This window comes from Streptomyces sp. NPDC091416, assembly GCF_044756845.1.
In the GTDB taxonomy this organism is placed as follows: Bacteria; Actinomycetota; Actinomycetes; order Streptomycetales; family Streptomycetaceae; genus Streptomyces.
In genome coordinates this window covers 656,125-682,744 of record NZ_JBIVTU010000001.1, presented here as the reverse complement: position 1 = coordinate 682,744, position 26,620 = coordinate 656,125, and the positions used below count along the sequence as shown (strand labels likewise).

The 26,620-nt window shown below is 71.1% G+C and carries 30 protein-coding genes and 2 pseudogenes; 14 read left to right on the top strand and 18 right to left on the bottom strand.

Annotated features, from left to right (window positions below):
• Positions 1–37: 37 nt before the first annotated feature.
• The gene (locus ACIQMX_RS02870; RefSeq protein WP_363072626.1) at positions 38–325 is read right to left on the bottom strand and encodes a hypothetical protein; all 288 of its coding nucleotides are present in this window, start codon (positions 323–325) and stop codon (positions 38–40) included.
• Positions 326–508: 183 nt separating this feature from the next.
• Here ACIQMX_RS02870 and ACIQMX_RS02865 point away from each other — a divergent pair, with 183 nt between their 5' ends.
• The 4 genes from ACIQMX_RS02865 (at position 509) to ACIQMX_RS02850 (ending at position 4,897) form a co-directional block, all read left to right on the top strand.
• Positions 509–913 (top strand): hypothetical protein, encoded by a 405-nt coding sequence (locus ACIQMX_RS02865; protein ID WP_402474536.1) that lies wholly within the window; start codon positions 509–511, stop codon positions 911–913.
• A gap of 285 nt (positions 914–1,198) precedes the next feature.
• A complete protein-coding gene (locus ACIQMX_RS02860; protein ID WP_363072622.1) occupies positions 1,199–2,470 on the top strand; it encodes an Ig-like domain-containing protein in 1,272 nt (423 codons plus the stop codon).
• Between the two features lie 152 nt (positions 2,471–2,622).
• The gene (locus ACIQMX_RS02855) at positions 2,623–4,089 is read left to right on the top strand and encodes an ABC transporter permease (protein WP_363075410.1); all 1,467 of its coding nucleotides are present in this window, start codon (positions 2,623–2,625) and stop codon (positions 4,087–4,089) included.
• Positions 4,090–4,213: 124 nt separating this feature from the next.
• Entirely contained in the window at positions 4,214–4,897 is a 684-nt protein-coding gene (locus ACIQMX_RS02850) for an ABC transporter ATP-binding protein (RefSeq protein ID WP_402474534.1), read from the top strand.
• Positions 4,898–4,953: 56 nt separating this feature from the next.
• On the opposite strand, the gene ACIQMX_RS02845 is transcribed toward ACIQMX_RS02850, so the two are convergent.
• Positions 4,954–5,406 carry an RDD family protein gene (locus tag ACIQMX_RS02845; protein WP_363075581.1) on the bottom strand — a complete coding sequence of 151 codons (453 nt, stop codon included), beginning with the start codon at positions 5,404–5,406 and terminating at the stop codon, positions 4,954–4,956.
• 364 nt (positions 5,407–5,770) lie between these two features.
• Here ACIQMX_RS02845 and ACIQMX_RS02840 point away from each other — a divergent pair, with 364 nt between their 5' ends.
• Positions 5,771–5,941, top strand: a complete 171-nt coding sequence (locus ACIQMX_RS02840) for a hypothetical protein (RefSeq protein WP_363075414.1) — start codon at positions 5,771–5,773, stop codon at positions 5,939–5,941.
• A 351-nt stretch (positions 5,942–6,292) separates the two neighbouring features.
• A complete protein-coding gene (gene gdhA, locus ACIQMX_RS02835) occupies positions 6,293–7,669 on the top strand; it encodes an NADP-specific glutamate dehydrogenase (RefSeq protein WP_363075416.1) in 1,377 nt (458 codons plus the stop codon).
• Positions 7,670–7,800: 131 nt separating this feature from the next.
• Here the strand turns inward: gdhA and ACIQMX_RS02830 are convergent, their stop codons facing one another.
• Together ACIQMX_RS02830 and ACIQMX_RS02825 are read right to left on the bottom strand one after the other, a co-directional pair.
• On the bottom strand, positions 7,801–8,217 hold the full coding sequence (locus tag ACIQMX_RS02830) for a hypothetical protein (RefSeq protein WP_402474531.1): 417 nt from the start codon (positions 8,215–8,217) through the stop codon (positions 7,801–7,803).
• 113 nt (positions 8,218–8,330) lie between these two features.
• Positions 8,331–8,693 carry a YrdB family protein gene (locus tag ACIQMX_RS02825; RefSeq protein ID WP_402474529.1) on the bottom strand — a complete coding sequence of 121 codons (363 nt, stop codon included), beginning with the start codon at positions 8,691–8,693 and terminating at the stop codon, positions 8,331–8,333.
• Positions 8,694–8,869: 176 nt separating this feature from the next.
• On the opposite strand from ACIQMX_RS02825, the pseudogene ACIQMX_RS02820 reads away from it, so the two are divergent.
• Both ACIQMX_RS02820 and ACIQMX_RS02815 read left to right on the top strand, forming a co-directional pair.
• Positions 8,870–9,223: pseudogene (locus tag ACIQMX_RS02820) on the top strand (toll/interleukin-1 receptor domain-containing protein); the annotation flags it as partial.
• 192 nt (positions 9,224–9,415) lie between these two features.
• Positions 9,416–9,658 (top strand): annotated as a pseudogene (locus ACIQMX_RS02815) (Rho termination factor N-terminal domain-containing protein); the annotation flags it as partial.
• A gap of 35 nt (positions 9,659–9,693) precedes the next feature.
• Here ACIQMX_RS02815 and msrA read toward each other — a convergent pair.
• From msrA to ACIQMX_RS02800, 3 genes are all read right to left on the bottom strand, one after another.
• Positions 9,694–10,359, bottom strand: coding sequence for a peptide-methionine (S)-S-oxide reductase MsrA (gene msrA, locus ACIQMX_RS02810; protein ID WP_363075420.1), 666 nt, complete (start codon positions 10,357–10,359; stop codon positions 9,694–9,696).
• A 73-nt stretch (positions 10,360–10,432) separates the two neighbouring features.
• Positions 10,433–10,555 carry a hypothetical protein gene (locus ACIQMX_RS02805; RefSeq protein ID WP_363075422.1) on the bottom strand — a complete coding sequence of 41 codons (123 nt, stop codon included), beginning with the start codon at positions 10,553–10,555 and terminating at the stop codon, positions 10,433–10,435.
• Positions 10,556–10,627: 72 nt separating this feature from the next.
• Entirely contained in the window at positions 10,628–11,731 is a 1,104-nt protein-coding gene (locus tag ACIQMX_RS02800) for a hypothetical protein (protein ID WP_363075424.1), read from the bottom strand.
• Positions 11,732–11,799: 68 nt separating this feature from the next.
• Between ACIQMX_RS02800 and ACIQMX_RS02795 the strand changes: the two genes are divergently transcribed.
• Complete coding sequence (locus ACIQMX_RS02795; protein WP_363075426.1) at positions 11,800–12,945, top strand: cystathionine gamma-synthase; 1,146 nt, start codon at positions 11,800–11,802, stop codon at positions 12,943–12,945.
• A gap of 168 nt (positions 12,946–13,113) precedes the next feature.
• Here ACIQMX_RS02795 and ACIQMX_RS02790 read toward each other — a convergent pair whose 3' ends face one another.
• The 6 genes from ACIQMX_RS02790 to ACIQMX_RS02765 form a co-directional block, all read right to left on the bottom strand.
• Positions 13,114–13,305, bottom strand: a complete 192-nt coding sequence (locus ACIQMX_RS02790; protein ID WP_266782074.1) for a DUF1059 domain-containing protein — start codon at positions 13,303–13,305, stop codon at positions 13,114–13,116.
• Positions 13,306–13,362: 57 nt separating this feature from the next.
• Positions 13,363–14,508: a DUF6596 domain-containing protein gene (locus ACIQMX_RS02785; protein WP_363075583.1), complete on the bottom strand. Its 1,146-nt coding sequence runs from the start codon at positions 14,506–14,508 to the stop codon at positions 13,363–13,365.
• 16 nt (positions 14,509–14,524) lie between these two features.
• Positions 14,525–14,932 carry a YciI family protein gene (locus ACIQMX_RS02780; RefSeq protein ID WP_402474527.1) on the bottom strand — a complete coding sequence of 136 codons (408 nt, stop codon included), beginning with the start codon at positions 14,930–14,932 and terminating at the stop codon, positions 14,525–14,527.
• Positions 14,933–15,084: 152 nt separating this feature from the next.
• Positions 15,085–15,336 carry a hypothetical protein gene (locus tag ACIQMX_RS02775; RefSeq protein ID WP_363075430.1) on the bottom strand — a complete coding sequence of 84 codons (252 nt, stop codon included), beginning with the start codon at positions 15,334–15,336 and terminating at the stop codon, positions 15,085–15,087.
• Positions 15,333–15,830 (bottom strand): sigma factor-like helix-turn-helix DNA-binding protein, encoded by a 498-nt coding sequence (locus ACIQMX_RS02770; RefSeq protein ID WP_402474524.1) that lies wholly within the window; start codon positions 15,828–15,830, stop codon positions 15,333–15,335. The genes ACIQMX_RS02775 and ACIQMX_RS02770 overlap by 4 nt, the downstream gene beginning before the upstream one ends.
• 60 nt (positions 15,831–15,890) lie before the next feature.
• Entirely contained in the window at positions 15,891–16,421 is a 531-nt protein-coding gene (locus tag ACIQMX_RS02765; protein ID WP_363075434.1) for a MarR family transcriptional regulator, read from the bottom strand.
• Positions 16,422–16,577: 156 nt separating this feature from the next.
• Between ACIQMX_RS02765 and ilvA the strand changes: the two genes are divergently transcribed.
• The 3 genes from ilvA to ACIQMX_RS02750 all read left to right on the top strand — a co-directional run bounded on the left by ilvA (position 16,578) and on the right by ACIQMX_RS02750 (position 19,813).
• A complete protein-coding gene (gene ilvA, locus ACIQMX_RS02760; RefSeq protein ID WP_363075436.1) occupies positions 16,578–17,807 on the top strand; it encodes a threonine ammonia-lyase in 1,230 nt (409 codons plus the stop codon).
• 153 nt (positions 17,808–17,960) lie between these two features.
• Complete coding sequence (locus tag ACIQMX_RS02755) at positions 17,961–18,965, top strand: ATP-binding cassette domain-containing protein (RefSeq protein ID WP_363075438.1); 1,005 nt, start codon at positions 17,961–17,963, stop codon at positions 18,963–18,965.
• An 80-nt stretch (positions 18,966–19,045) separates the two neighbouring features.
• Positions 19,046–19,813, top strand: coding sequence for an ABC transporter permease (locus tag ACIQMX_RS02750; RefSeq protein ID WP_148022144.1), 768 nt, complete (start codon positions 19,046–19,048; stop codon positions 19,811–19,813).
• A gap of 74 nt (positions 19,814–19,887) precedes the next feature.
• Here ACIQMX_RS02750 and greA read toward each other — a convergent pair whose 3' ends face one another.
• Both greA and ACIQMX_RS02740 read right to left on the bottom strand, forming a co-directional pair.
• Entirely contained in the window at positions 19,888–20,385 is a 498-nt protein-coding gene (greA, locus tag ACIQMX_RS02745; protein ID WP_148020412.1) for a transcription elongation factor GreA, read from the bottom strand.
• A 189-nt stretch (positions 20,386–20,574) separates the two neighbouring features.
• Complete coding sequence (locus tag ACIQMX_RS02740; protein ID WP_363075441.1) at positions 20,575–20,985, bottom strand: DUF4307 domain-containing protein; 411 nt, start codon at positions 20,983–20,985, stop codon at positions 20,575–20,577.
• Between the two features lie 97 nt (positions 20,986–21,082).
• Between ACIQMX_RS02740 and mca the strand changes: the two genes are divergently transcribed.
• Positions 21,083–21,964 carry a mycothiol conjugate amidase Mca gene (gene mca / locus ACIQMX_RS02735; RefSeq protein ID WP_363075443.1) on the top strand — a complete coding sequence of 294 codons (882 nt, stop codon included), beginning with the start codon at positions 21,083–21,085 and terminating at the stop codon, positions 21,962–21,964.
• Position 21,965: 1 nt separating this feature from the next.
• A complete protein-coding gene (locus tag ACIQMX_RS02730; RefSeq protein WP_402474521.1) occupies positions 21,966–22,205 on the top strand; it encodes a hypothetical protein in 240 nt (79 codons plus the stop codon).
• Between the two features lie 203 nt (positions 22,206–22,408).
• Here the strand turns inward: ACIQMX_RS02730 and ACIQMX_RS02725 are convergent, their stop codons facing one another.
• The 3 genes from ACIQMX_RS02725 to ACIQMX_RS02715 all read right to left on the bottom strand — a co-directional run bounded on the left by ACIQMX_RS02725 (position 22,409) and on the right by ACIQMX_RS02715 (position 26,565).
• Complete coding sequence (locus ACIQMX_RS02725; RefSeq protein WP_363075447.1) at positions 22,409–25,642, bottom strand: tetratricopeptide repeat protein; 3,234 nt, start codon at positions 25,640–25,642, stop codon at positions 22,409–22,411.
• Positions 25,643–25,897: 255 nt separating this feature from the next.
• Complete coding sequence (locus ACIQMX_RS02720) at positions 25,898–26,305, bottom strand: PIN domain-containing protein (RefSeq protein WP_363075449.1); 408 nt, start codon at positions 26,303–26,305, stop codon at positions 25,898–25,900.
• Entirely contained in the window at positions 26,302–26,565 is a 264-nt protein-coding gene (locus ACIQMX_RS02715; protein WP_402474519.1) for a hypothetical protein, read from the bottom strand. The genes ACIQMX_RS02720 and ACIQMX_RS02715 overlap by 4 nt, the downstream gene beginning before the upstream one ends.
• Positions 26,566–26,620 lie beyond the last annotated feature (55 nt).

The following is a 26,620-nucleotide window of genomic DNA, read 5'->3' as shown; positions in this document are numbered from 1 at the left end:
CCGCCGGACAGCACCGGTGGCCGCTTCCGCGGTCCGGTCACACGGCCGGCCGCGGACCTCCGCGACGGCCCGAGTAGGTGACGAAACCCGCTCCGGCGCCCAGGAACGCCATCCCGCCGATGAGGTACGGCGTCGTGTCGACGCCGGTCCCGGTGTCGGCGAGCGTGCCGGAGTCCGGCTGCGGACCGGTGACGGCGGCGCTGTGGCCGGCCGTGCCCGGGGCCGCGGCCGCGTCGTCCGCGTTGGCGGACGGCACGAACCACAGGGCGCACAGCAGTGTTCCCGCAGCGGTGGCGGTCAGGAGCGGGCGGCGGGTGATGGCCACGGAATCGATCCCCCTCGGGGCAGCCGTACGTACGAGGGCTTCCCGAATGCCGGGTCCCCTCAGGCCTGTTGCACCGATGCTAATGAACGCAGCGGGTCGCGGGAAAGCCATGGCGGCAGGCGGCTTACGCTCCGCTTCATGAGTACTTCTGAGTCATCACGATTCGTTCGCCTTCGTGTCGAAATGGTGTTGGAGATCACGGACGCCGAAGCCCTGAGCGGAACCGCGCTGGAAAGCCTCGCCGCCGAGTACGGCGAACCCGGCGGCGAGTCCGCCGAGGAACGCACGCATGCCGAGACCGCGGTACGGGAAGACGCCGCAGAGGCCCTTGCCTCGCTGATCGACCCGTTCGACCTGGTCAGCGAGGTTCCCGGGGTCGAGCTGACCCAGGCCTCCTGGAGCAGCGAGACCATCGACTACGACCCGGAGGACCCGGAGGGATGGGACCTCGGCGAGGGTCAGGACGAGGACGGGGACGGTGACGCGTACGACGACGAGGACGAGAGCGACGGCGACGGGAGCGCTTCCGGCGTCCCGCACAATGGGGAGAAGGACGACCGGCGCGGCAGCACGGCGCGGCGGGCCTAGCGGGCCGGAACACCGGCCCCGGCCCGTTTCTGGCGGACCGGGGCCGGTGCGCGTGAGCGGCCGGTGGATCCGGACCGCGGACGTGCGGTACAACCGGGTCGTGCACCGGCCGGCACACAGGTGGTGAACAGCGGGAACCACCGCTGTCGCCACCGCGTCGATGAGTGGTGTTCCCCACATCTGAAGCGGATATGGAACGGGGCACCCGTGCAGGGTGTTCTTGGAACATTGACGGGGATTGCCGGCCGACGGGCCGGCACGGGGTTTTCGGGGATTTCGGCAACGATGGAGAAGCGTGTGATGACGGACAGCAAACGGCGCAAGGGCCTCATGGCCGCGTCCGCACTGCTCGGCGGCGTGCTGGTGCTTTCGGCCTGCAGCGACGGCGGCGACAAGGGCGGCCCCAGCCCCGACAGCTCGAAGAAGTCACAGGCGGCCGAGGTCGACAAGGCGGCGGCCGAGGAGACCTCCGAGGCGCAGATAGCGATCTCGCCGAAGAACGGCGCGACCAACGCGAGCATCAACAACGCCGCCAAGGTCACCGTCGCCAAGGGCAAGCTGACCGTCGTCACGATGACCACGGCGGCCGGCGAGAGCGTCAAGGGCACCCTGTCCGCCGACGGCACCAGCTGGAAGCCGGACGCGCAGCTGGAGCGTTCGACCACGTACAAGATCAACGCGACGGCGCAGGACTCGAAGGGCCGCGAGGCGCACGAGAACTCCTCCTTCACCACCGTGTCGCCCGCCAACAGCTTCATCGGGAACTTCACCCCCGAGGACGGCTCCACCGTCGGCGTCGGCATGCCCGTCTCGATCAACTTCAACAAGCCGATCACGGACCAGAAGGCCGTTCAGGCCGGCATCACCGTGACGTCCAGCAGCGGCCAGCAGGTCGCCGGCCACTGGTTCAACTCCCAGCGCCTGGACCTGCGCCCCGAGGACTACTGGACGGGCGGCTCCACCGTCACGCTGAAGCTGGCGCTGGACGGCGTCGAGGGCGCGGACGGCGTCTACGGCGTGCAGCAGAAGACGGTCACCTTCAAGATCGGCCGCAACCAGGTGTCGACCGTGGACGCCAAGACGCACATGATGACCGTCACCCAGAACGGCAAGACGATCAAGACCATCCCGATCTCGGCCGGTTCGTCGGACAACCCGACCTACAACGGCCAGATGGTGATCTCCGAGAAGTTCAAGGAGACCCGGATGGACGGCTCGACGGTCGGCTTCACCGACGACGACGGCAAGGGCGAGTACGACATCAAGGACGTGCCGCACGCCATGCGGCTGTCCACGTCGGGCACCTTCATCCACGGCAACTACTGGGGCGCCAAGTCGATCTTCGGCAGCGCCAACACCAGCCACGGCTGCGTCGGCCTCGCCGACGCCAAGGGCGCCGGAGACCCCAACGCGCCCGCCGCCTGGTTCTACAACAACTCCATGATCGGCGACGTGGTCGTCGTCAAGAACTCCCCGGACGCGACCATCAAGCCCGACAACGGCCTCAACGGCTGGAACCTCAGCTGGGCCGAGTGGACGGCCGGCTCCCAGGCCTGAACCCGCCCCACCCCGCGCCGAACGCCGCAGGCGGCGGCTCCGCGATCCGCACGGATCCCGGAGCCGCCGCCTGCGGCGTTCGGCGGACCGTTCTCATCCCGCTCTCATCGTGGCCTTAACCCACCATCACAAGCGGTACCTAGCCTCGCGCCATGTTCTTCACCTACCTCCGGCGCGAGCTGCGCCGCCGCAGAAAGGCGGCGCTCGTCGTCGCCTCGGGGCTCGCCCTCGGCATTGCGCTCGTCATCATCGTCAGCTCGGTCTCCTCGGGCATGAGCAAGGCCCAGGACAAGGTCCTGGAATCGCTGTACGGCCTCGGCACGGACATGACCGTCACCAAGGCCGCCGCAGCTCCGGGTTCCGGCACACAGCGCCCCCGGTTCGAGTTCGACGCCAAGGACGGCGACGACGACGCGACGCAGAGCACCGACCGCGTCATGGTCCAGGGCTTCCAGAGCCTGGCCGCGAGCACGGTCGACCAGGTGGGCAAGCAGACCGGCGTCGCCGACGCCGTCGGCGGGCTGAGCCTGACCGTCATGAAGGTGGACGGCCAGTTCAAGCGCGGAGAGTTCAAGCAGGACGAGAGCGCCGGGACCCAGGGCGGCGGCCGCGGCGGCCCCGGCGGCGGCACCGGCCAGCCGCAGGGCGAGGTCCAGGGCGGCGGAGCCTCCTTCGACGTCAACTCCTACACCGTGTACGGCACCGACGTCACCAAGCAGGACCTCGGCCCGCTCACCTCGTCGAAGATCACCACCGGACGTACCTTCAAGGCGACCGAGACCGACGCGAAGGTGGCCGTCGTCGACGCCGCGTACGCGAAGGAGAAGGAACTCTCGACCGGCAAGACGGTCACGATCCACGGGACCACGTTCTCGATCGTCGGTGTCTCGACGGCCGAGAGCGGCGACGCCGCCGCGAACCTGTACATCCCGCTCCAGCAGGCGCAGACCCTCGCCGACTCGAAGGACAAGGTCACCACGGTCTACGTCAAGGCCGCCGACTCGCAGCAGATCGACAGCGTCAAGACCACGATCCAGAAGAACATCACGGGCACCACGGTCACCACTTCCGCCGACCTCGCGGACACCGTGTCCGGCTCCCTGTCCACTGCCTCCGACCTGGCCTCCAGCGTCGGCAAGTGGCTCTCCATCGCCGTGCTCGTCGCCGCCTTCCTGGTGGCCGGCCTCCTCACCTCCTCCGCGGTCAGCCGCCGCGTGCGCGAGTTCGGCACGCTCAAGGCACTCGGCTGGAAGAGCGGCCGGGTCACCCGCCAGGTCATCGGCGAAGCGCTCGTCAACGGCCTGATGGGCGGCGTCCTCGGCATCGCGATCGGCCTCGGCGGCGCATACGTCGTGACCGCCATCAGCCCCACCCTCACCGCTCAGCTCGGCTCCTCGGGCGGCGGGGGCGGCGGGATGCGCGGCGGCATGATGGGCGGCGGCCCCGGCCGGCAGAGCGCGTCCAAGGCGCTCGACATCGCGCTGACCGCGCCCGTCTCCCTCTCCGTCATCCTGATGGCCGTCGGCCTGGCCGTGGCGGGCGGGCTGATCGCGGGCGCCTTCGGCGGCTGGCGCGCCTCCCGGCTGCGCCCCGCCGACGCGCTGCGCCGCGTCGAGTAGCCCGCACGGGATGACCGGCCACCGGGCATCCCGTACCCCGTCCCCCAGCGATCCCCGGTCCACGGGGCGACCCCCCGAGGCGGTCGCCCGGGATCCGCGATCACCGCCCAGCAGGAGCTGACCCATGTACACGCTTCAAGGCGTCACCAAGCAGTACACACGCGGCAAGTCCATCGTCCACGCGCTCGCCGGCGTGGACCTGACCATCGAGGACGGCGGCCGTCTGGTCATCCAGGGCCCCACCGGCGGCGGCAAGTCCACGCTGCTGCAGATGCTCGGCGGCCTGGACCGCCCCACCTCCGGCAGTGTCGAACTCGACGGGGTGGACCTCGCGAAGCTCAGCGAGGCCAAGCTCACCAAGGTGCGCGCCGAGAACATCGGTTTCGTCTTCCAGAGCTTCAACCTCATCCCGACGCTCACCGCCCAGGAGAACGTCGAGACCGCGCTCGTCCCGCTCGGAGTCAAGGCGTCCGAGCGCCGCAGAAGAGCCGCCGAGGCACTCGACTCGGTCGGGCTGGGAGAGCGCCTCACCCATCTCCCCAGCGAGATGTCCGGCGGCCAGCAGCAGCGCGTCGCGATCGCCCGGGCCCTGGTCAAGCAGCCCAAGGTGCTCCTCGCCGACGAGCCCACCGGAAACCTCGACGAGTCGATGCGCGACGAGATCATGGAGGTGCTGGAGACCCTGTGGAAGGAGCACGGGCTGACCTTCATCATGGTCACGCACGACAGCGCGATCGCCCGCAGGGCCCCGCGCCTGGCGACCATCCGCAAGGGCAAGGTCACCATCACGGAGAACGCCGCGGCCTGACCCGGCGGCACTCACGCCCGGCCGGCGGACCCGGCCCGTACGACGGACCCGCCGGCTCAGCCGGTCCGCCCGGCCACGGCCCGGCGGTGCGCCACCAGATCGGTGCGGCGGACCTGGCGCAGGCCGGCCGGGTCGCTGTACGCGGCGCCCTCCTCGCAGGCCGTCCGCGGACCGGGACCGCCGCCGGCCGGCCGGGCGCGCAGCCCGTACCAGGGCTGAAGCGGCAGCCAGCACAGCCCGTACAGCCAGCGCCGGACCAGCCGGGCGGGCCCGGGCCGTCCCACGTCCGGCAGGCTCACCACCCGTATCCCCATGATCAGCTTTCCCGCTCCGGCCCCCGCGACCGCGGTGAGCACCACCTGGTTGAGGAACGACAGGACGAGCACCGGCCCGATCAGCAGCCCGATGACGTGGGGAACGGCCGCCGAGTGCGCGTACGGCCGGATCAGTAAGCCGCTGGTGACCAGGCAGAGGTAGCAGTCGAGCCCCACGGCGAGGTACCGGCGCATCTCGCCGGCCCGGGGCGGTATCCCCGGCTCGGGCCGCTCCGCCCGCCCGGGAACGTACGGGGGCCCGGACTGTCCGTAACCGAGCAGGGCTCCAGCGGCCAACGGCCTTTGCCTGTAAGGAATATGAGGATCGCGGCCCCCGCGGTTCCCCCGTGATGTCGTCATGACGGAATCATGTCGGATAGCCCGTCGCCGCGGGCCCGGACCGCACACCTCCGGGCGTCGGGACCGACGGCCTCATGGTGGAGCCCGCTACACCATCGGTCCGGGAGGCCGGTCCCTCGTGCCCGGGCCCGTCCGCCGGAAGGATGAGGGACACGGCCGGGCAGGGACCCGGCGCCCCGCCCGACCTTCTGGAGAACCCGTGAAGCCGCTGCTCTGGACCGTGCTCCTCGTCGCCCTCGTCGCGAACGTCTCGCTGAACTTCCTGGTGGGTCAGGAAGGCCTGCACATCGCGCTGAGCGTCGTCTCGGGCGTGGTCGTGCTCGCGTCGGCGGCGGGCCTGTGGATGCTGCGGGGCCCGCGCGAGACCTGAGGGCGGACCTCACAGTCACCCACGCGCCCTTGTGAGGTTCACCACTTCGAATGAAGTACGGCCCCGCCCGCCACCCCGCCGCAACCCCGCCGATTCTGCCCGGAACCGGCCTGGAGCCGGGCTGCGGCGGCCTTCCCGCGCACGACGCGCAGGGATCATCATGTGGATGCCCGTGGAGCATCCCGCCGCCCCACTGGGACACTCGATACGCCACAACGGTCCTGTACGTCGCTTTCGTGAGCACGGTATGCGTGATGTCGGGCGACGCCCTCAACGGCGAGGGGGGACCTGGTGCCCCTCGGGACGGGGGCGCCTTCGCGCATGAGCCGATCCATGGAAGGTCTTGATCAGATGACGGCCACCCCTGACTCCGCAACGCCGCCCGCCACCCACCGCGTCATCGAGCCGCTGTACGCGGAGATCCTCCGCCGCAACCAGGGCGAGAAGGAGTTCCACCAGGCCGTACGGGAGGTCCTGGAGACGCTCGGCCCGGTGCTGACCCAGCGGCCGGAGTTCGTGGACGCCCGGATCATCGAGCGCATATGCGAGCCGGAGCGCCAGCTCATCTTCCGGGTGCCGTGGTCGGACGACTCCGGCGACATCCACGTCAACCGCGGATTCCGGGTCGAGTTCTCCAGCTCGCTGGGCCCGTACAAGGGCGGGCTGCGCTTCCACCCCTCGGTCAACCTCGGCATCGTGAAGTTCCTCGGCTTCGAGCAGATCTTCAAGAACGCCCTCACCGGCATGCCCATCGGCGGCGGCAAGGGCGGTTCCGACTTCGACCCGAAGGGCCGCTCGGACGCCGAGATCATGCGGTTCTGCCAGTCGTTCATGACGGAGCTCCACCGCCACCTCGGCGAGTACACCGACGTCCCCGCCGGTGACATCGGCGTGGGCGGTCGCGAGATCGGCTACCTCTTCGGGCAGTACAAGCGGATCACCAACCGCTACGAGTCCGGCGTCCTGACCGGAAAGGGCCTCGGCTGGGGCGGCGCCCTGGTGCGTACGGAGGCGACCGGCTACGGCTGCGTCCTGTTCACCGCCGAAATGCTCCGCAGCCGCGGCGAGTCCCTCGACGGGCAGCGCATCTCGGTCTCCGGCTCGGGCAACGTCGCGATCTACGCGATCGAGAAGGCCCAGCAGCTCGGCGCGACCGTCGTGACCTGCTCGGACTCCGGCGGCTATGTCGTGGACGACAAGGGCATCGACCTCGACCTGCTCAAGGAGATCAAGGAGCAGGGCCGCGGCCGCATCTCCGAATACGCCGAGCGGCGCGGCGCGCACGTGAAGTACGTCGAGGGAACGGGCGTGTGGAACGTCCCCGTGGACGTCGCGCTGCCCTGCGCCACGCAGAACGAGCTCCACGAGGCCGACGCGCTGGCCCTCGTACGCAACGGCGTGAAGGCGGTCGCCGAGGGCGCCAACATGCCCACCACCCCCGAGGCCGTCCGCGTGTTCCAGGAGGCCGGCGTGGCCTTCGCGCCCGGCAAGGCGGCCAACGCGGGCGGCGTGGCGACCAGCGCCCTGGAGATGCAGCAGAACGCCTCGCGCGACTCCTGGACCTTCGCCCACACCGAGGAGCGCCTCGCGCAGATCATGCGCCACATCCACGACTCCTGCTACACCACGGCGGAGCGCTACGGCAGCCCCGGCAACTACGTGGTCGGCGCGAACATCGCCGGCTTCGAGCTGGTGGCGGACGCGATGCTGGCCCAGGGCCTGATCTGACCGGCGCCCCGGCGCACTGACACCGGCCCGGGACGCGGACGCGTCCCGGGCCGATGTCTGCTGCGTGGCCGTTCAGCGTGCGCACGGTCTGCCGGCAGGAAGCGCGACGTGCGCCGATCGCCGTCACGCCCTCACTTGACGATCGCCCCGGGCACGAAAGTCGCGAGTCCGGAGAGGAAGCTGCCGAGCGCTGCCAGCGTGACAAGAGCCGCCTTGCCGTCCGAGAAGAGGCCCGAGAAGAACGCGCGCAATTGACGTCGGAGAATCAGCATCTTCAACTTCTGCCAGCGATGCTGGCGGATGTGGCAGCCCATCAGGAGGCCGGTCGCGTTGTTACGGCAACCGTCCTCCCGACCTCTGACCGGGGCCGCGCAGGTGACGGGAGCCTGGAAGAAGCACCAGATCAGCACCAACGCCGAGAGGGCCGTGACGCTTGCCGGCCCGGCGGTCCTGTTGACCCAGGCGGCGACCAACAACGCGGCGGCGATGACCCCCCACCACTGTCGCAACCCACCGAGCTGAACGCTGCGTACCCCCGAAGTCGCCATGCCTCCATGGTGGTGGCATGGTCGTTGCCGCGTGCGCTGTCCCGCCCCGCTTGACCGAAAATGATCTCAAAGGCGTCCCGCGAACGACGCCGGTGGCCAGGCGCGTGCCGACGCTACCGGGTAGGGGCCGGCCTGCGTCGGAACGTCTCCGCCAGGCTCGTGTTCACCACCACGACGACAGCCATGACCGCAGATGCCACCGGATGCCCCACCCCGTAGAGCGCGAGGGCGCCGCCGCCGAGCACCACGGTCTTCACTGCGAGCACGCCGCTCAGCGGCAGCCGGAACCGGGCGCGCGGTGCGGCGAACATCCCCCACAGGGCGATGGCGATCGCCAACACACCAAACCCCAGAGGGAATTGAACGAATGGAGTGTCCCCCAGGCTGAATCCCCACCAGAACAGACAGCCCAGCGCCGCCAGTTCCACGAGGAATGCCAGAACTTCGTTGGCGGCCCACCAGGGCTGACCGGCCATGGGTGGGATCACTCGTCCGTCTGCAGGCTGTTCGTGCACTGGGCCCCCTCCGCGCTCCATGTGGCTGTGAGCGTACCGGCCGTTCCCGATGCAGGGTCCTTGCGTCACGCTTCGATGTGTCAGAATGACGAGAAGAGGGCTCGTGACCGGAAGCCCTGCGGCCCGGAGGGGGTCCCGTGAAGGTGTTCCTGAGCTGGTCCGGCGAGCGATCGAGGAAGATGGCGGAGGCGCTGAAGACGTGGCTGCCGGACGTCATCCAGGCCGTCGAGCCGTGGGTGTCCTCGCAGGACATCAAGAAAGGCAGCCGAGGGCTCGCCCAGGTTGCCGACGAACTTGCCGAGTCCGACTTCGGCATCATCTGCGTCACCTCGGACAATCAGCACTCCCAGTGGGTCAACTTCGAAGCCGGCGCCCTGTCGAAGCAGATCAGCGAATCGCTGGTGGTGCCCGTGCTGTTGGACGTATCCATCGCCGATCTCACCGGCCCGCTGGCGCAGTTCCAAGCAGCCGAGAGCCGGTCGCGCGACGACTTCCGCAAGCTCATGCACGATCTCAACGCGGCACTCGACGGCGCGGGCATCGCGCCCGAACGACTTGACCGTTCCTTCGACCGCTACTGGCCGGACCTGCACCAGAACCTCACCGTGCTGCGCGAGAAGGCGGGCAGCCCCACGCGGGCGAGCCGGACGACCCCCGACATGCTGTCGGAGGTTCTCGTCCTGATGCGCCAGCAGGAACGGCGGCTGGTCGATCTGGAAGGAATGCTCCGGCTCGGCCGGGGCCCTGCCGAAGAGCGGGATCTGGCCCCGGTGCCCTTCGCCCGCGCCGCACGGCGCACGGGCTCAGGGCTGGACGGCATGGTGCTGGCGGAGCTCCAGCAGGTCGCGGCCGGGCTCGGCATCCGAGGCACGGCCAGGATGCGCAAGAGTCAGCTGGTGGAGGTCATCCGGGAGCAGCAGACGGGCTCACGGCATCAGTGACGGGCCCGCCCCGCGGGAGCTCAGCCCTCGGCCGGGGCCACGCCGATCGGGCAGGAGACTCCCGTGCCGCCGATCCCGCAGTAGCCCGCCGGGTTCTTGTCGAGGTACTGCTGGTGCGCGGGCTCCGCGGGCCAGAAGACGCGGCCCTCGGCGGGCAGGATCTCCGTGCTGATCTCGCCGTGGCCGGAGCCCGTGAGGACCTTCTGGTACGCCTCGCGGGACGCCGCCACGGCCGCCGCCTGCTCGGGGGAGTGGGTGTAGACGGCGGAGCGGTACTGGGTGCCCACGTCGTTGCCCTGGCGGAAGCCCTGCGTCGGGTCGTGGGACTCCCAGAAGACCTTCAGGAGCTGGGTGTACGTGACGGCCTTCGGGTCGTAGACCACGCGGACGGCCTCCGTGTGCCCGGTCAGGCCCGAGCAGACCTCCTCGTACGCCGGATTCTCCGTGTAGCCGCCCTGGTAGCCGACGAGCGTCGTCCAGACGCCGTCCGTCTCCCAGAACTTCCGCTCGGCGCCCCAGAAACAGCCCATCGCGAAGTCCGCGACCTCCAGGCCCTCCGGGTACGGGCCCAGCAGGGCGTTGCCCAGGACCGTGTGCCGGGACGGGACGGTGAATTCCGGGGTGGGGCGGCCGCGCAGGGCCTCCTCCGGTGTGGGGAGCTGCGGGGTACGGCGGTGCAGGAACATGCGGGGGCTCCTCCTGGGTCGGTGTGCTGTCCGTACAACGTCCCGGGAGCCCCGCGGATTCCGGCCCCCGCGGTCAGCGCCGGGGCGTGCCGTCCTCGGGCCGGAAGGTCTCGGCGAACGAGTCGGCCCGCTTGCGGGCCCTGAGCCAGAAGTACACGCCGAGAGCGATCAGGATCAGGGGGATCAGTCGTGCCACGGGAACACCGGTCCTTGTCGTGAGGTCGGCCGCTGCTGCGCGGTATCGGGTGCGTCCACGGTCGCACACCGGCTACCGGGGCAGCGTCGCCGGGCTGCCGCCGTTCGCCTCGTAGCCGGCCACCGCCAAGGCCCGGTACACGGTGTACTCGGCGGCCGGGTCGGAGTTCTCCGTCCACGGCAGCGCGCCCACGTGCCCGTCGATGTGGACCAGCTGGTTCATCGCCTCGGACCAGCGCTCCATCCGGACCAGGAACAGCACCAGGAGATGCCGGACGTGCGCGAGCATCGGATCGTCGGCACGGGCCGCGTGGACCGCGAACATCGCGCCCTCGACCGCCCTGGTCACCACCTGGCTCCGGTAGAACCCCTGCACCAGATTGACCTCGGGAAGGTGCTCGTACACCGCGAACAGCGGCAGCGCGGCCAGCAGCGAGCCCTGCGGGGCGCGGGCCGCCGCGGCGGTCGCGAAGCGGTCGGCCTCCTCGCGCGATCCGTGCCACTTCTCGCACCAGAAGTGCAGCGCCGCGATGTGCGCGCCCATGTGGGCCGGCGCCCGGTCGATGATCTTCGCCCAGAGCTGGTCGAACTCCTCGTGGGAGTAGCCCAGTCCACGGGCCACGGCCAGCTCCACGAGATACGGCACCGGGTCGCCCGGCGCCAGCAGGGCCGCCTCGCCGACCACCGTACGGGCCTCCTCCAGGATGATCCGGAAGTCGTCCGTACCGGCCGTCGACGAACGCCACGCCTGCTGGACCAGGAACTCCGCGTGCACGGCCGCGCCGCCCGCGTCCTTGGGCGCCTCGGCCCGCCACTTGCGCAGCCACGCCCCGCCGACGCCCGGCCGCTGCATCAGCTCCAGCGAAGCGGCCCCGGCGAACGCCTGCACCCGCTGCCACCGCACCTCGCCGTCCTTGGGCGTACCGGACAGCAGCTGGGACGCCGCCCGCCACTCCTGGGTGTGCTGGACGACATCGAGCACGTCGAGGAGATCCTGGTCGGGGCCCGGCATCCGGATGTCCAGCTCCTCCTGACGCACGAAGCCGTAGGTGTCCGGGTCGGCGGCGTCCGGGGAACCGGGCGCCACCTGGCGGATACCACCGCGACGGCGCAGCGCGAAGGGGCCGATGACCGCGGCGAGCATGCAGAGCGCGAGCAGGAACCACAGAATCTCCATGCCCCCATTGTCACCGGACGGCCCGGTGCTCCGTGAGTGGCCTCGGCGGCGGGCTACGCTCGGGGCCCATGAGCGACCAGCACAGCTTCGAGACTCTCGCGATCCATGCGGGAAACACCGCCGATCCCCTTACCGGCGCCGTTGTTCCGCCCATTTACCAGGTGTCCACGTACAAGCAGGACGGCGTGGGCGGACTGCGCGGCGGCTACGAGTACAGCCGCAGCGCCAACCCGACCCGCACCGCGCTGGAGGAGAACCTCGCGGCCCTGGAGGGAGGCCGCCGCGGGCTCGCCTTCGCGTCCGGCCTCGCCGCCGAGGACTGCCTGCTCCGTACGCTGCTGACCCCCGGCGACCACGTGGTCATCCCGAACGACGCCTACGGCGGCACGTTCCGGCTGTTCGCGAAGGTCGCCTCGCGCTGGGGCGTGGAGTTCTCGGTCGCCGACACGTCGGACGTGGCGGCGGTACGGGCCGCGATCACCCCGCGCACCAAGGCGATCTGGGTGGAGACCCCGTCCAACCCGCTGCTCGGCATCACCGACATCGCGGCCGTCGCCGGGGTCGCCCGCGCCGCCGGCGCACGGCTGGTCGTCGACAACACCTTCGCCAGTCCCTACCTCCAGCAGCCCCTGGCCCTCGGCGCCGATGTCGTGGTCCACTCCACCACCAAGTACATGGGCGGCCACTCGGACGTCGTCGGCGGCGCGCTGATCGTCAACGACCCCGACCTGTCCGAGGAGTTGGCGTACCACCAGAACGCGATGGGCGCCGTCGCCGGGCCGTTCGACGCCTGGCTGGTGCTGCGCGGCATCAAGACCCTCGCCGTCCGGATGGACCGGCACAGCGAGAACGCCACCAGGGTCGCCGACCTGCTGACCCGCCACCCCAAGGTCACCCAGGTCCTCTACCCCGGACTGCCCGAGCACCAGGGCCACGAGATCGCCGCCAAGCAGATGAAGGCGTTCGGCGGGATGGTCTCCTTCCGCGTCGTGGGCGGCGAGGAGGCGGCCGTCGAGGTCTGCAACCGCGCGAAGCTCTTCACGCTCGGTGAGTCGCTCGGCGGCGTCGAGTCGCTGCTGGAGCACCCGGGCCGGATGACGCACGCCTCCGCCGCCGGATCCCCCCTGGAGGTCCCGGCCGACCTGGTGCGGCTCTCCGTCGGCATCGAGAACGGTGACGACCTGCTGGCCGACCTGACGCAGGCGCTCGGCTAAGGGCCGGCCGCCCTGCCCGGGCGGGGCTCCGCCGCACAGCTGTCCCCCATGCCCGGGCGGGGCCCCGCCGCACGGCTGTCCCCATGCTCGGGCGGGGCTCCGCCGCAGAGCGGTACGTGTTCTCGGGCGGGGCCGGTTCCGCCGGCCCCGCCCCTGTTGCGCTCGCGCTCAGACCGAGACCTTCTCGTCCTCCAACGAGGCCCTGACCTGCTCCCGCAGCTCAGGACTGTCGGTGTGCTCATGGACGGAGACCGCGTGCTCGGTCGCGGCCCGCACGACTTCGTCTTCCTCGCCGGAGATGGTCAGCGAGCAGTTCGACACGCTCGGATACTTGCGGCAGTCGGCGATCTTCCTGGTCATGTCAGCCTCCTCGGCCGATGCCCTTCCAGGATAAATCGGGCAGTCCCGCGCGACCTCTCAGCGGCCCCGGCCGGCATTGAGCCGGGCAGCCCGGCGGGTCAGGTGGTCGCGCTCCGCCAGGTTCGGGGCCCGGTGGGCCGCCTCCGCGTACAGCCGGGCCGCCGTCTCCAGGTCGCCGTCGCGCTCATGGAGGTACGCCGCCACCGCGGTGTGGCGGGGGAGCGTGGGTTCCAGCGCCGCGAGCGCCGCGAGGCCGGCCCGCGGCCCGTCGGCCTCCCCGACCGCGACCGCGCGGTTGAGCCGGACGACCGGGCTGCCGGTCAGGCGCGCGAGCTCGTCGTACCACTCGACGATCTGCACCCAGTCGGTCTCCTCGGCGGCGGGCGCGTCCGCGTGGAGCGCCGCGATGGCGGCCTGCGCCTGGAACTCGCCCAGCCGGTCGCGGGCGAGCGCCGCCTGAAGGATCCCGACACCCTCGGCGATTGACGCCGTGTCCCACCGGCCGCGGTCCTGCTCGGCCAGCGGGACCAGGCTGCCGTCGGACGCGGTCCGGGCGGCACGCCGGGCGTGGTGGAGCAGCATGAGGGCGAGCAGCCCCGCCACCTCGGGATGGTCGACGGCGGCCGCGAGCTGCCGGGTGAGGCGGATGGCCTCGGCGGCCAGGTCGACATCGCCGGAGTAGCCCTCGTTGAAGACCAGGTAGAGGACGCGCAGCACGGTGGCGACGTCGCCGGGCCGGTCGAACCGCACCCCGGACACGGTGCGTTTGGCCCGGCTGATCCGCTGCGCCATGGTCGCCTCGGGCACCAGGTAGGCGGCGGCGATCTGGCGGGTGGTGAGCCCGCCGACCGCTCGCAGCGTGAGTGCGACCGCCGACGCCGGGGTCAGCGACGGATGGGCGCACAGGAAGTACAGCTGGAGCGTGTCGTCCCCCGCGGGCGCCGGCCCGGGCACCGGCTCCTCCTCGACCCGGTCCTCACGGCGACGGCGCGCGGTGTCGGCGCGCTTCGCGTCGAGGAACTTGCGCCAGGCCACGGTGATCAGCCAGCCCTTGGCATCCCGCGGCGGGCCGGCCTCCCAGACCCGGAGCGCCTCGACCAGGGCGTCCTGCACCGCGTCCTCGGCCGCCGCGAAGTCGGCTCCGCGGCGGACGAGGACGGTGAGCACGCCCGGGGTGAGGGTCCTGAGCAGTACCTCGTCGATCCGGTTCATCCGAGAGCTACTCCGTGATGGTGGGGACCTCGGTCAGGAACGGGCGCAGCTCCAGCCACTCGTGGATCGGCTTGCCGCCCGCGCCGGGGGCGGCCGACAGCTCCCCGGTCAGCTCGACAGCACGCTCGTAGCTGTCGACATCGATGATCATCCAGCCGGCGATCAGGTCCTTCGTCTCGGCGAACGGCCCGTCGGTGACCGGCGGGCGTCCCTCCCCGTCGTAGCGGACCCACGCACCTTCGGGGGCGAGCGCCTGACCGTCGACGTATTCGCCGGTCTTCTCCAGGCGGGCCGCGAAGTCGTGCATGTACTGCATGTGGGCCGAGATCTCCTCCGGCGTCCACTGGTCCATGCTGACGTCGTTGACCGGGGCCGGGGCGCCGCGGTAGTGCTTCAGCAGCAGGTACTTGGCCATGACGGTTCTCCTTGGTCTCGTGCGACCCGTTCCGGTCGCGTTCACCCCGGGGACGGAGCCGGTCACGGGTTCTCGACATCCCCGGCCGGATTTCTTTCCAGGCTCGTGAGCGAGCGTAGGCGAGCCGTCCCGCGCATTCCGGGTCCGCCGCCCTACCAGCCGTCCAACGGCGGTGTCGTGCCGGCGGGCGGCGCCTGCCAGGGCTGGACCATCACGGCCCAGACCGTGAACGCCACGACCACCGCTCCCGCCGCCACCAGCCACAGCCGGCGCAGCACCCGCCGGCGGCGCACCAGCCGGGCGCCGCGCCGTGCCGCCCGCGCCGCCAGGTCCACGGGCACCTGCGGACGGGAGGCGTCCAGCATCCGCCGGACCTCGTCCTCGTTGCGCCGGACACCGCTCACGGCGCGGCCCGCAGCTGCTGCCGGGTACGACCCCATCGCGCCGTCGGGCTCCGGGTGCCGCGCATCGTGGCCACCGAGCGGTCGCACACCGAACGGATCCGTTCCACCGCGATCCCGAGCAGCGCCGACGCCTGCTCCTCCGGGACGCCTTCGTACAGGCGCAGTACCAGAACCAGCCGCTCCTGCGGGGTCAGCCGGTCCAGCAGCCCGCCGCGCGGACGGCGGTGCCGCCACGCCTGACGGGCGAACCGGACAGACAGATCCTGCCGGGTACGGACGTAGGGATCCTCGCCGTGCAGCTGGTCCCAGTCCGCGTACGTCCGGGCCAGCGCGGCCGTCAGAAGCCGCTGCGCGCGCTCGCAGGCCCCGGCCGGGTCCACCGGCTCGGCCGTGAGGAGCGCCGCGACGTGCAGCAGCCGGCCCGCCGCGCCTGCCACGAAGGCCTCGAACTCCTGGGCGCGGCGCCGCTGTCGGTCCGCGTGACGCTGTCGCACGAGGTCAATCGGAGCGCTCCGCGGGCCCCGGGTCAACCCCCGGGAGCCCGGCGGCCCGGGCTATCCCGCAGACGGTGCCTGGTGCGCGGCCTGCCGCGCGGCGAGGGCCGCGTTGAAGCGGGTGAGCAGCGCGCAGAACGTGTCCCGTTCGTCCTCGGACCACTCGTCCGTCACCTGGGACATCAACTCGCGCCGCGAGAGCCGCACCTCGTCCAGCCGGGCCTGCCCGCGCGGCGACAGCTGGAGCACGACCGCACGTCCGTCCTCCGGGTGCGAGGTGCGCTTGACCAGACCGGTGTCCACGAGCGGGGCGACCTGCCGGGTCACGGTCGAGGAGTCGATCCCCATCCCCGCGGCCAGCGCCTTGACGCCCATGGGGCCTTCCCGGTCCAGCCGGTTGAGCAGCAGATACGCGGCCCGGTCCATGGAGTTGCGCACCTGACCGACGCCGCCGAGGCGGGTCTGCTCGGCACGCCGGGCGAAGACCGCCACCTGGTGCTGCAGAGCGTCGAGAAGGTGGTCGTGACCCGGGTTCTCCGGGGCTGCGCCCCCGGAAGGAGACGCGGCAGTCGTCATGTCCTGAGGGGGCATGGCCGGGAGCTCTCTTCGTGCGGTGTCGGATGGGTGGGGGACAGAGTACGCGGCCCCGGGGCAACGCGTACCAGTGCCGCACAAACCTGCGGACATCGGCGCAGGAGGGGATGCCCGGCGGCCGCCGAACCCGCTTTCAGCTGCAAGACTTGCGGTATGAACTTCCCGCCGCCCGGCCGTTTTCCCCCGCTGATCCTCGATGACGTCAGGGGGGCGCAGAAGATGCTCTCCGGCGTCTCCCGGGTCACCCCGCTCGAGGGAAGCCGCCATCTGTCGGCGCTGGTGGGCGCACCCGTCCAGTTCAAGTGCGAGAACCTGCAGCGGACCGGCTCGTTCAAACTGCGGGGCGCGTACGTACGGATCTCGGGACTCACCCCGGTCGAACGCGCCGCCGGTGTCGTCGCCGCGAGTGCCGGAAACCATGCGCAGGGTGTAGCGCTCGCGTCTGCGCTCCTCGGCGTACGCTCAACGGTCTTCATGCCGGTCGGCGCACCGCTGCCCAAGATCGCCGCGACCCGTGAGTACGGAGCGCAGGTGCGGCTGCACGGCCACGTCGTCGACGAGACGCTCGCCGCGGCGCAGGAGTACGCGCGGGAGACCGGTGCGGTCTTCATCCACCCCTTCGACCACCCGGACATCATCGCGGGCCAGGGCACGGTGGGCCTGGAGATCCTGGACCAGTGCCCCGAGGTGCGCACGATCGTCGTCGGCATCGGCGGCGGCGGTCTCGCGGCCGGAATCGCCGTGGCGGTGAAGGCGGTCCGGCCCGACGTGCGGATCGTCGGTGTGCAGGCGGCCGGCGCGGCCTGCTACCCGCCGTCGCTCGCCGCCGGCCACCCCGTCTCGATCGGCACGCTCCAGACGATGGCCGACGGCATCAAGGTCGGACGCCCCGGCGACGTGCCGTTCGGCCTGGTCCGGGAGTTGGTCGACGAAGTCCGCACGGTCTCCGAGGACGAGCTGTCCAGCGCCCTGCTGCTCTGCCTGGAGCGGGCGAAGATGGTCGTCGAACCGGCCGGCGCGAGCCCGGTGGCCGCACTGCTCGGCGACCCCGGGTCGTTCCGCGGGCCGGTGGTGGCGGTGCTGTCCGGCGGCAACGTGGACCCGCTGCTGATGCAGCGCATCCTGACCCACGGCATGTCGGCGGCCGGCCGCTATCTCAGCCTGCGGCTGCGTCTGACGGACCGCCCCGGCGCGCTGGCCACCATGCTGGGTGTGCTCACGGTGGCCGATGCCAACGTGCTCGACGTCAGCCATGTGCGTACCGATCCCAGGCTCGGCCTCACCGAGGCCGAGGTGGAGCTCCATCTGGAGACCAAGGGGCCGGAGCACTGCGAGGAGGTCGCCGCGGCCCTGCGCGGGGCGGGCTATCTGGTGGTGGGCTGACCTCTTGTCAGTCGCGATGTATCGCGATACCTTGCGTGCGCCCGGCCCGGTTGCACGCACGGTCCTCTCGTGTGTTCACCGGGCGCGGAAACCCGGGCAAATCTAGGATCTGTGAGGAAGTCACCCGAACGCACTGCACTGGGGGAATCCCGTATGCCAGGCGCGATCCACGCCGAAGGTCTGGTGAAGACCTTCGGTGACGTCACCGCACTCGGCGGCGTCGACCTCGACGTACCGCAAGGCACCGTCCTCGGACTTCTCGGCCCCAACGGAGCCGGCAAGACGACCGCCGTACGCGTTCTCACCACGTTGCTCAGGCCCGACAGCGGCAGCGCCTTCGTCGCGGGCATCGACGTGCTGAAGAATCCCAACGACGTGCGGCGCTCGATCGGGCTCTCCGGCCAGTTCGCCGCCGTCGACGAGTACCTGACCGGCCGCGAGAACCTGCACATGGTCGGCCAGCTCTACCAGATGTCCTCCCGCGCCGCGAAGGCCCGGGCCGGGGAACTGCTGGAGCGGTTCAACCTCGCCGACGCGGCCGACCGTACCGCCAAGACCTACTCCGGCGGCATGCGGCGGCGGCTCGACCTCGCGGCGGCGCTCGTCGTCTCCCCGCCGGTCATGTTCATGGACGAGCCCACCACCGGACTCGACCCGCGCAACCGGCAGCAGCTCTGGGAGGTCATCGAGGAGCTCGTCGCCGGCGGCACGACGCTGCTGCTGACCACGCAGTACCTGGAGGAGGCGGACCGCCTCGCCCACGACATCTGCGTGATCGACCACGGTCTCGTCATCGCCCGCGGCACCTCCGACCAGCTCAAGGCCCGCACCGGCGGCGAACGTGTCGAGGTCGTCGTCCAGCAGCCGGATCAGATCGGCCCGGCCCGGGACGTCCTCGCCCACCTGGGCAAGGGTGAGGTCGCCGTCGTCCCGCACATGCGCAAGCTGACCGTCCCGGTCGACGGCGGCGCCAAGCTCCTCGCCGAGGTCATCCGTGACCTCGACGCCCGCGGCGTGGAGATCGACGACATCGGGATGCGCCGCCCCACCCTCGACGATGTGTTCATCTCCCTCACCGGCCACGCGGCCGAGCAGGACAAGAGCGACGACAACGGAACGGACGAGGCGGACGCCGCCCGGACGGAGGTGGCGAAGTGAGTGCCGTTGCCGGGACGACAGCAGGCCGCGCGCCCCGGGGCGCCGGCGGGATCGGTCAGTCCGCCCGCGATTCGCTGGTCATGGCCCGGCGGAACCTGATTCGTATGACCCGGATTCCCGAAGTGGTACTTTTCGGGCTTATCCAGCCCATCATGTTCGTGGTGCTGTTCAGCTACGTGTTCGGCGGCTCCATGAACATCGGTGGCTCGACGGACCCCGTCGTCTACCGGAACTTCCTGATGGCCGGGATCTTCGCGCAGACCGTCACCTTCGCGACGGCAGGGGCGGGCGCCGGGATCGCCGACGACATGCACAAGGGGCTTGTCGACCGGTTCCGCTCGCTGCCCATGGCCCGCGGCGCGGTCCTCACCGGCCGTACGCTGGCCGACCTCGTGCAGACCATGTTCACCGTGCTGGTGCTCACGATCGTCGCGCTGCTCGTCGGCTGGCGCATCCACGAGGGCGTGCCCAAGGCGCTGGGCGCGTTCGGGCTGCTCCTGCTCCTCGGATACGCCTTCTCCTGGATCGGCGCGCTGATCGGCCTGTCCGTCCGCACTCCCGAGGCGGCCACCTCGGGCGGGCTGATCTGGCTGTTCCCGGTGACGTTCATCTCCAACGCCTTCGTGGACTCCAGCCAGATGGCGGGCTGGCTCCAGCCCATCGCCGACTGGAACCCCTTCAGCGCGACCGTTCAGGCGTGCCGGGTGCTCTTCGGGAACCCCGGCGTCTCGACGTCCGACGCCTGGCCGATGCAGCACCCCGTCTGGGCCTCGCTGATCTGGTCCGTAGTGATCATTGTGGTCTTCCGGACCCTGGCCGTGCGCAAGTACCGCTCGGTGGCCGTCTGAGCGCCGGTCGCCGTCCGGGCAACAGCAAGAGCCCCGGCCGCATGCGGCCGGGGCTCTCTCACGGAGGGTGCGGATCAGCCGGAGTACGGCTTCGCCGAGAGGATCTTCACGGTGGCGGTCTTGCCGTTCGGGAGCTCGTACTCGGCGCTCTCGCCCATCCGCTTGCCGTTCACGCCCACGCCGAGCGGGGACTGCGGGGAGTACGTCTCGATGTCCGAGCTCGCGTACTCGCGGGAGGCGAGAAGGAAGGTCGTCGTGTCGTCGTCATCGCCGTCGAACGCGATCGTCACGACCATGCCGGGCTCGACCACGCCGTCGTCGGCCGGTGCCTCGCCGACCTTCGCGTGCTCCAGGAGCTGGGTCAGCTGGCGCACCCGGAGCTCCATCTTGCCCTGCTCCTCCTTGGCCGCGTGGTACCCGCCGTTCTCGCGCAGGTCGCCCTCCTCACGGGCCGCCGCGATCTTGACGGCGATCTCCGTGCGCGCGGGACCAGACAGATACTCCAGCTCGGCCTTGAGCTGGTTGTACGCCTCCGGCGTGAGCCAGGTGACGTTTTCGCTGGTCTGGGTCACAGGGTGCTCCTCGTCGGTACTGGGAATACAAAGCATCGCCCTACCCCGAAGCATGCGCTTCCACGGGTGGGCGAAACCACGAGCCTAACAATTCGCCGGGGAAAGGGGGAGGAGGTAAACGGCTGGGAGTGTTGAACCGCAGGTCAGACGCGTCAGGAGTCGCTCAGGTCACCCGTGCGGCGGTCAAGGCTACGCACCGCCGTCATCCGTGCACCCCAGGAGCTCGACGGCGGTCGCCCTGGACGTCGTACGCAGGGTGAGGACCTGGTCGATGCGGTCGGACGGCTCGTCGAAGCGGAAGTCCTTGCGGGCGACCTCCATGCCGTCCTCGCTCAGCGAGCGGAGCGTGCAGTAGCCCTTGGCGTCCCGGTCCTTGCGGACTTCCAGGTGCACCTCGACGTGGTCGTCCGAGGCGACCTTGAACTTGATCATCTCGGCGCTGAGGCCCTGGCCGTTCACGTACCCGAAGCCGATCCAGCCGACCACGCCCAGCAGGGCGACGCCCAGCACGGAGCCGATGATCTTGAGCTTGCGGTCCGCGCGCTGGTCCGCGGAGCGGCCGTAGCGGTTCTCGGGAAGCGCCTCGCGCACCGCCGTCATGATCGTTCCTCCCGTACCGGGTATCGAGGAATTTTCCACCCCCCGGTTCGGTCACTATAGAAGTTGCACTTCGCGACCAATCACTGAGGATCGAGTCTTGACTGAGCAGCTTCGACTGATGGCCGTACACGCCCACCCCGACGACGAGTCGAGCAAGGGCGCGGCCACCATGGCCAAGTATGTGTCCGAGGGGGTGGACGTGCTGGTCGTGACCTGCACGGGAGGCGAGCGCGGCTCCATCCTCAACCCGAAACTCCAGGGGGACGCGTACATCGAGGAGCACATCCACGAGGTACGCAAGAAGGAGATGGACGAGGCCCGGGAGATCCTGGGCGTCAAGCAGGAGTGGCTCGGCTTCGTCGACTCGGGCCTGCCCGAGGGCGACCCGCTGCCGCCGCTGCCCGAGGGCTGCTTCGCGCTGGAGGACGAGACCGTGGCGGCGGGACGCCTCGTCGCGAAGATCCGCGCCTTCCGGCCGCAGGTCATCACCACGTACGACGAGAACGGGGGCTACCCGCACCCCGACCACATCATGACCCACACCATCTCGATGATCGCCTTCGAGGGAGCGGCGGACACCGAGAAGTTCCCCGAGGCGGAGTTCGGTCCCGCCTGGACGCCGCAGAAGCTCTACTACAACCAGGGCTTCAACAAGCCGCGCACGGTCGCGCTGCACGAGGCGCTGCTGGCGCGGGGCCTGGAGTCGCCGTACGGGGACTGGCTGGAGCGCTGGAAGGAGTTCGAGCGCGCCGAACGCACGCTGACCACGCACGTTCCGTGCGCGGACTTCTATGAGATCCGCGACAAGGCGCTGATCGCGCACGCGACGCAGATCGACCCGGACGGCGGCTGGTTCCGCGTTCCGATGGACATCCAGCGGGAGGTCTGGCCGACCGAGGAGTACGAGCTGGCGAAGTCTCTCGTCGATACCTCCCTCCCCGAGAGCGACCTCTTCGCGGGCATCCGCGACAATGCCTGATATGTACGCGACTCAGGCACTGACGCACCTCGTCCCGCTCGCCGAGGAACTCGACAAGAACAAGGTGACCCCCGGGGTCCTCGGCTTCATCGTCTTCGCCGCGCTCGCCGTGGGCGTGTGGCTGCTGATGAAGTCCATGAACCGGCACATGGGGAAGGTCGACTTCGAGGAGACGCCGGACCCGGCTGCGGCGGAGCGGGTGGAGTCCGGGGCGTCCTCGGGTTCCGCGAAGCGGAAGTAGTGCGGGGGCGGAGCGGACCGGGATGACCGGTGGCGCCCCGCCCCCTGCGGGCCGGTTCCGTCCTGGAGCGCCGGGCGGACTTGAGCGATGCCCTCGAACGCCGGGCAGGCTGGAGCGGTGCCGGGCTGGGGCCGGGAGGTGCCCTCAACCGCCCGGCGGGCCTGACGGGGCCGGGCGGTGACCGAGGGAGCCGGCGGGCCCGGTCATGGGGCCGTCGGGATCGGCACTCCCATGATTTCGCGGGCATGACGGGTCGGGATCAGACCCAGGCGCCACGCCTGCCAGCCGTCCTCCAGGTCCACGCCCCGGTTCAGGACCACCCGGAACGCCTCCGCGCAGTCCTCCAGCTTGGCGTCCCGGGTGGGATGACCGGCCCCGGTCAGGTCGGCCAGTTCCTGCTGGGCCACCACCGTGCCCACCTCGATGCCGCCCGGCGAGGCGTACGGCAGCAGCGTGCAGCGCAGGAAGCGGGCCCAGTCCGCGCCCCGCGCGTCGCCGTACGAGTCGAACAGCGCGGCCGCCTCGCCGCACAGCTCCAGGGCCTGCGGGGCGCGCTGGTTGCCCGCGTCGATCAGGGCCAGTTCCAGAGCCGTCCAGGCCTCCCCGTGCGCGACCCCGATGCGGCGGAAGTCGGCCCGCGCGTCGACCAGCAGCTGGCGGGCGAACCCCGAATTGCGCAGGTTGCCCGTCTGGGCCGCCCGCTGGTCGCGGGTGACGCGCCCCGAGTGGTGGCGGGCGCACGCCAGCCCGTACACGTCGCGCATCCGGGAGAACATAGTGCGGGCCCGCTCCAGCTGCCGTACCGCCTGATCGGTCTCGCCGGCCTCCTCCAGGGCCTGGCCCAGGTAGTAGAGCGTCCACGCCTCGCCCCGGGCGTCCTCGCTGTCGCGGTGACGGGCCAGGGCCGCGTTCAGCTGCTCGACCGCGGGGGCCGCATCGCCGTCCATCAGCCGGGCCCGGGCCAGCTGGGTCATCGCCCACGCCTCGCCCCGCTCGTCCCGGGTCCGCCCGTACAGATCCAGGGCCGTACGCAGCGCGGTCTCGGCCCGCTCCACATCGCCCGCCCGCAGGCGCACCTGACCCAGCTGGAACTGCGTCCACGCCTCCCCGTGCAGCGACTCGCCCTCGCGGTGCAGGACCAGCGCGGTGTCCAGAAGCTCCAGCGCCTCGGCCAGACGGGCCCGGTCGCGCTCCACCGCGGCCAGCGCGTGCAGCGACCAGGCCCGGTCCTCCGCCTGGGCCGCCGACGACTGCAGCCCGATCGCCTCGCGCAGCCGCTCCGCCGCCTCCGTCAGGTTGCCCTGGTGGTGCAGGGTGATGCCGAGCGAGCAGAGCGCCAGTGCCGTACCGGAGTCGTTCCGCGCCTCGCGGTACAGGCCGACGACGGACGACAGCGTGGTGCGGGCCTTGTCCAGCTCGCCGAGCTGACGGGCCGCGATCCCGGTCCGCCACTGCACCGAACGCTCCAGCAGCCCCTGGTCGACGGCCTGCGTCAACTCGCTGATCTCGCCCAGCCGGTAGAGGTCGCCGCGCAGCAGGCAGTAGTCGCACAGCGCGCCAAGGAGATCGAGCACCGCGCCCTGGTCGACGCCCTCGCTGTGCCGCAGCGCGGACGTGATGAAGCTCGACTCGTCGTCCAGCCAGCGCAGCGCCGCGTCGAGCGAGCCGAACCCGTGCGGTCCGAACTGCCCGGCCCGGGTGGACATCTTGCCGTCGACCATCCGGATGACCGCGCCCGCCAGCTCCGCGTAGTTCGCGATGAGCCGCTCCTGCGCGGCCGTGCGGTCCGCGGCCTCCTCCTCGTCGTTCAGCCGGGCCAGGGCGAAGCCCCGTACGAGATCGTGCAGCCGGTAGCGCGAGCCCCGCACATGGTCCAGGAGCCCGGCCTGCGACAGGGCGGTCAGCAGCCGTCCGGCCTCCTGCTCGTCGGCTGCCAGCAGCGCGGCGGCCGCCGCGGCGCCGAGGCTGGCACGACCGGCCAGCGCGAGCCGGCGCAGCAGCCGCCGCGCCTGCTCGGACTGGTCGGTGTAGCGCAGCCACAGGGCCCGCTCGACCGGCGGGACCGGCCCGTACGCGGCGAGGTCGGCCGCCAGCGTGCTCGGGGTACGCGCCCCGAGCGAGGAGCCCGCGACCCGGAGCGCCAGCGGCAGCCCGCCGCACAGCTCGGTGATCGCCTCGCCCGCCGGATAGTCGTACGGCGCCTCCCCGTCCTCCTGGGAGACCTCCCGCAGCAGCTCCTCCGCGCCCGCCGGGTCCAGTGGCCCGACCTCCAGCTGATGGACCCGGGCCGGCAGGGACTCCGGGAGATCGAGCGGTTCACGGGCGGTGACCAGGACGAGGCTGTCCGAACGCTCCGGTATCAGGGTGCGGACCTGCTCGGCATCGCTCGCGTCGTCGAGCACGACCGTCACCGGGGTGCCGGTCAGGTGCTGGTGGTACAGCTCGCTGAGCCGGCGCACCTGCTGCTCGGCGGAGGAGCTGTCGCGGAAGAGCAGCTGCTCGCGGGGGGCGCCGAGCCGGTTCAGCAGATGCAGCAGCGCGTCCCGGGTCGGCAGCGGCGGCTCGTCGTCGGCGCCGCCGCGCAGGTCCACCACGCACGCGCCCCGGAACTGGTCCTTCAGACTGTGCGCCGCCCGCACGGCCAGGGTGGTGCGCCCGGACCCCGGCGGTCCGTGCAGGACGACGACGGTCGGCTGCGTCTGCGTCGAGGCGCGGGCCGCGTGCACCCACTGGGAGATCCGGGCCAGCTCGGCGCGCCGGCCGGCGAACCCGCCCTCGGAAGCGGGCAGATGGCTGAACGACTGATCGAGGAGCGCGCGCATGCGCGCGGCCGCGCTGCGGTCTCCGCCGCGCAACTGGGGCGCGCCGCGGGACGCTGCGGCCTTCTTCTTCGCCGGGGTTCGGGACGCGGCGGTCAGCATCCGCTGCTGGTCGATGAACGGGCGGATGCCCCGTACCTCCAGCGCCGTCAGCCACTGCAGCCGCAGCTGTTCCGTCCCGCCGGGCTGGCCGAGGGCTCCGGCCCGGCGGGAGGCGGCCGGCCAGTGCGAGGCGGTCACCTTGGCGACGGTCGCGGTGGCTCCGGCGACCGCGACGACGGCGCCCGCGCCGAGCGCCAGCCCGGAGGCCGTACCCAGCGCCACGTCCGCCCCGAAGGCTGCCGCTGCGGCAACTCCCGTGACGAGTAACGGCGTTCCGAGTGTGGACCGGTTGAACCGTTGCGCCAGCGGCTGCTGTCCGGCCGTCTCCGCGTCGAGCGCCTGGGTGTACGTGGCGTACTCCTCGCCCGCCCCGGCCGCCAGCGAGTCGAGCGCGGCGCGGCCGCGTGCCATCAGCGTGCCGGGGTCGGTCCGGCCGCCGGAGCGGCGCACCTCTTCCTCCACGGCCCGTGCCAACAGCCGTTCGGCTTCCGCCCGGTGGCTGTCCCGCATCCCCATGAGTCCCCCTCGGTCCCTGCCCTTTCGGCCGGTCCGGCATCCGGCCGCCTGAGGCACCAGTCTCCCGCCTGGGACCGGCGTGCGACAGGGAGTCGGCGAGACTGCGCCGCCGGCCCCACGGCGGCCGCCGAGCAGGGCGGGTGTCCGCAGGACGGCGGAGCCGCCCCGGGCCCTCACCCGGTTCGCGCGCCGCCCCATGGCGCCTGCGCGGGGTCGCCGTACCGCCTCCGGCTGAACCCAGTGGATCGCGGGCGTTTACACGTCCTTGATGATCACGCGCTTCCCGCAGAGCTTCGACCAGTCGTCACGGTCCGAGGTCAGCACGATCACAGGAGCCGGAAGCCGGAGTGAGAGCGCGGCAACGAGGGCATCGATCGCGTACGTGTGACCATGCAGCCCGCCCGCGTCCTGAAGCAGTGCCACCGCGGTCAGGGAATCCTCCTGGCTGACCGGCTCCACTCGTAGTCGGGAGAGCACCCACTTCAAGCGTGAGAGATCGGTCTCTCCGTGCACGGCTTCAACGATGGTCAGCGCGGACACGTGGACAGGGATCCCGGCCTGGCGCGAGGCTTCGATGCGAGCCGCCATTCCGCGGTCGTTACGTAGGAGCAGGGAGAGTGCCTCGGAGTCGAGCACCAGCGAGCGGGCCGGCTGCTCCTTCACGCGGCGCCCCGCTCGGTGTTCTCGTCTCCGAACAGTTCACGGCGAGCGGCTTCGATCTCCCGCTCCGTGAGCGCGCCGTGCTCCTCCTCGTGGGATGCCACGATCTCGGCGAGCCCGTCCATGGCGAGCTGGTGCCTGACAGCCTCGGTGACGTAGCCGGACAGCCCTCGTCGTCCAGTCCTCGACCGGAGTTCGCTGACCAGGTCGGAAGGCATGGATACGGAGATGTTCTCGGTGACTCCGGATCGGTTCTGCTTCATGGAATGAGTGTAAGACCATCTCTATTACATTCGCGAGATCGTCCTTGCGCCTTCC

Excerpts from the sequence above, each read along its gene's own strand:
- ACIQMX_RS02865 (WP_402474536.1), top strand. The coding sequence starts at position 509 with ATGGTGTTGGAGATCACGGACGCCGAAGCCCTGAGCGGAACCGCGCTG.
- ACIQMX_RS02860 (WP_363072622.1), top strand. The coding sequence starts at position 1,199 with ATGGAGAAGCGTGTGATGACGGACAGCAAACGGCGCAAGGGCCTCATG.
- ACIQMX_RS02855 (WP_363075410.1), top strand. The coding sequence starts at position 2,623 with ATGTTCTTCACCTACCTCCGGCGCGAGCTGCGCCGCCGCAGAAAGGCG.
- ACIQMX_RS02850 (WP_402474534.1), top strand. The coding sequence starts at position 4,214 with ATGTACACGCTTCAAGGCGTCACCAAGCAGTACACACGCGGCAAGTCC.
- ACIQMX_RS02845 (WP_363075581.1), bottom strand. The coding sequence starts at position 5,406 with ATGCGCCGGTACCTCGCCGTGGGGCTCGACTGCTACCTCTGCCTGGTC.
- gdhA (WP_363075416.1), top strand. The coding sequence starts at position 6,293 with ATGACGGCCACCCCTGACTCCGCAACGCCGCCCGCCACCCACCGCGTC.
- ACIQMX_RS02830 (WP_402474531.1), bottom strand. The coding sequence starts at position 8,217 with ATGGCGACTTCGGGGGTACGCAGCGTTCAGCTCGGTGGGTTGCGACAG.
- ACIQMX_RS02825 (WP_402474529.1), bottom strand. The coding sequence starts at position 8,693 with ATGGCCGGTCAGCCCTGGTGGGCCGCCAACGAAGTTCTGGCATTCCTC.
- msrA (WP_363075420.1), bottom strand. The coding sequence starts at position 10,359 with ATGTTCCTGCACCGCCGTACCCCGCAGCTCCCCACACCGGAGGAGGCC.
- ACIQMX_RS02800 (WP_363075424.1), bottom strand. The coding sequence starts at position 11,731 with ATGGAGATTCTGTGGTTCCTGCTCGCGCTCTGCATGCTCGCCGCGGTC.
- ACIQMX_RS02795 (WP_363075426.1), top strand. The coding sequence starts at position 11,800 with ATGAGCGACCAGCACAGCTTCGAGACTCTCGCGATCCATGCGGGAAAC.
- ACIQMX_RS02790 (WP_266782074.1), bottom strand. The coding sequence starts at position 13,305 with ATGACCAGGAAGATCGCCGACTGCCGCAAGTATCCGAGCGTGTCGAAC.
- ACIQMX_RS02780 (WP_402474527.1), bottom strand. The coding sequence starts at position 14,932 with ATGGCCAAGTACCTGCTGCTGAAGCACTACCGCGGCGCCCCGGCCCCG.
- ACIQMX_RS02765 (WP_363075434.1), bottom strand. The coding sequence starts at position 16,421 with ATGCCCCCTCAGGACATGACGACTGCCGCGTCTCCTTCCGGGGGCGCA.
- ilvA (WP_363075436.1), top strand. The coding sequence starts at position 16,578 with ATGAACTTCCCGCCGCCCGGCCGTTTTCCCCCGCTGATCCTCGATGAC.
- ACIQMX_RS02755 (WP_363075438.1), top strand. The coding sequence starts at position 17,961 with ATGCCAGGCGCGATCCACGCCGAAGGTCTGGTGAAGACCTTCGGTGAC.
- ACIQMX_RS02750 (WP_148022144.1), top strand. The coding sequence starts at position 19,046 with ATGGCCCGGCGGAACCTGATTCGTATGACCCGGATTCCCGAAGTGGTA.
- ACIQMX_RS02740 (WP_363075441.1), bottom strand. The coding sequence starts at position 20,985 with ATGACGGCGGTGCGCGAGGCGCTTCCCGAGAACCGCTACGGCCGCTCC.
- ACIQMX_RS02730 (WP_402474521.1), top strand. The coding sequence starts at position 21,966 with ATGTACGCGACTCAGGCACTGACGCACCTCGTCCCGCTCGCCGAGGAA.
- ACIQMX_RS02725 (WP_363075447.1), bottom strand. The coding sequence starts at position 25,642 with ATGGGGATGCGGGACAGCCACCGGGCGGAAGCCGAACGGCTGTTGGCA.
- ACIQMX_RS02715 (WP_402474519.1), bottom strand. The coding sequence starts at position 26,565 with ATGAAGCAGAACCGATCCGGAGTCACCGAGAACATCTCCGTATCCATG.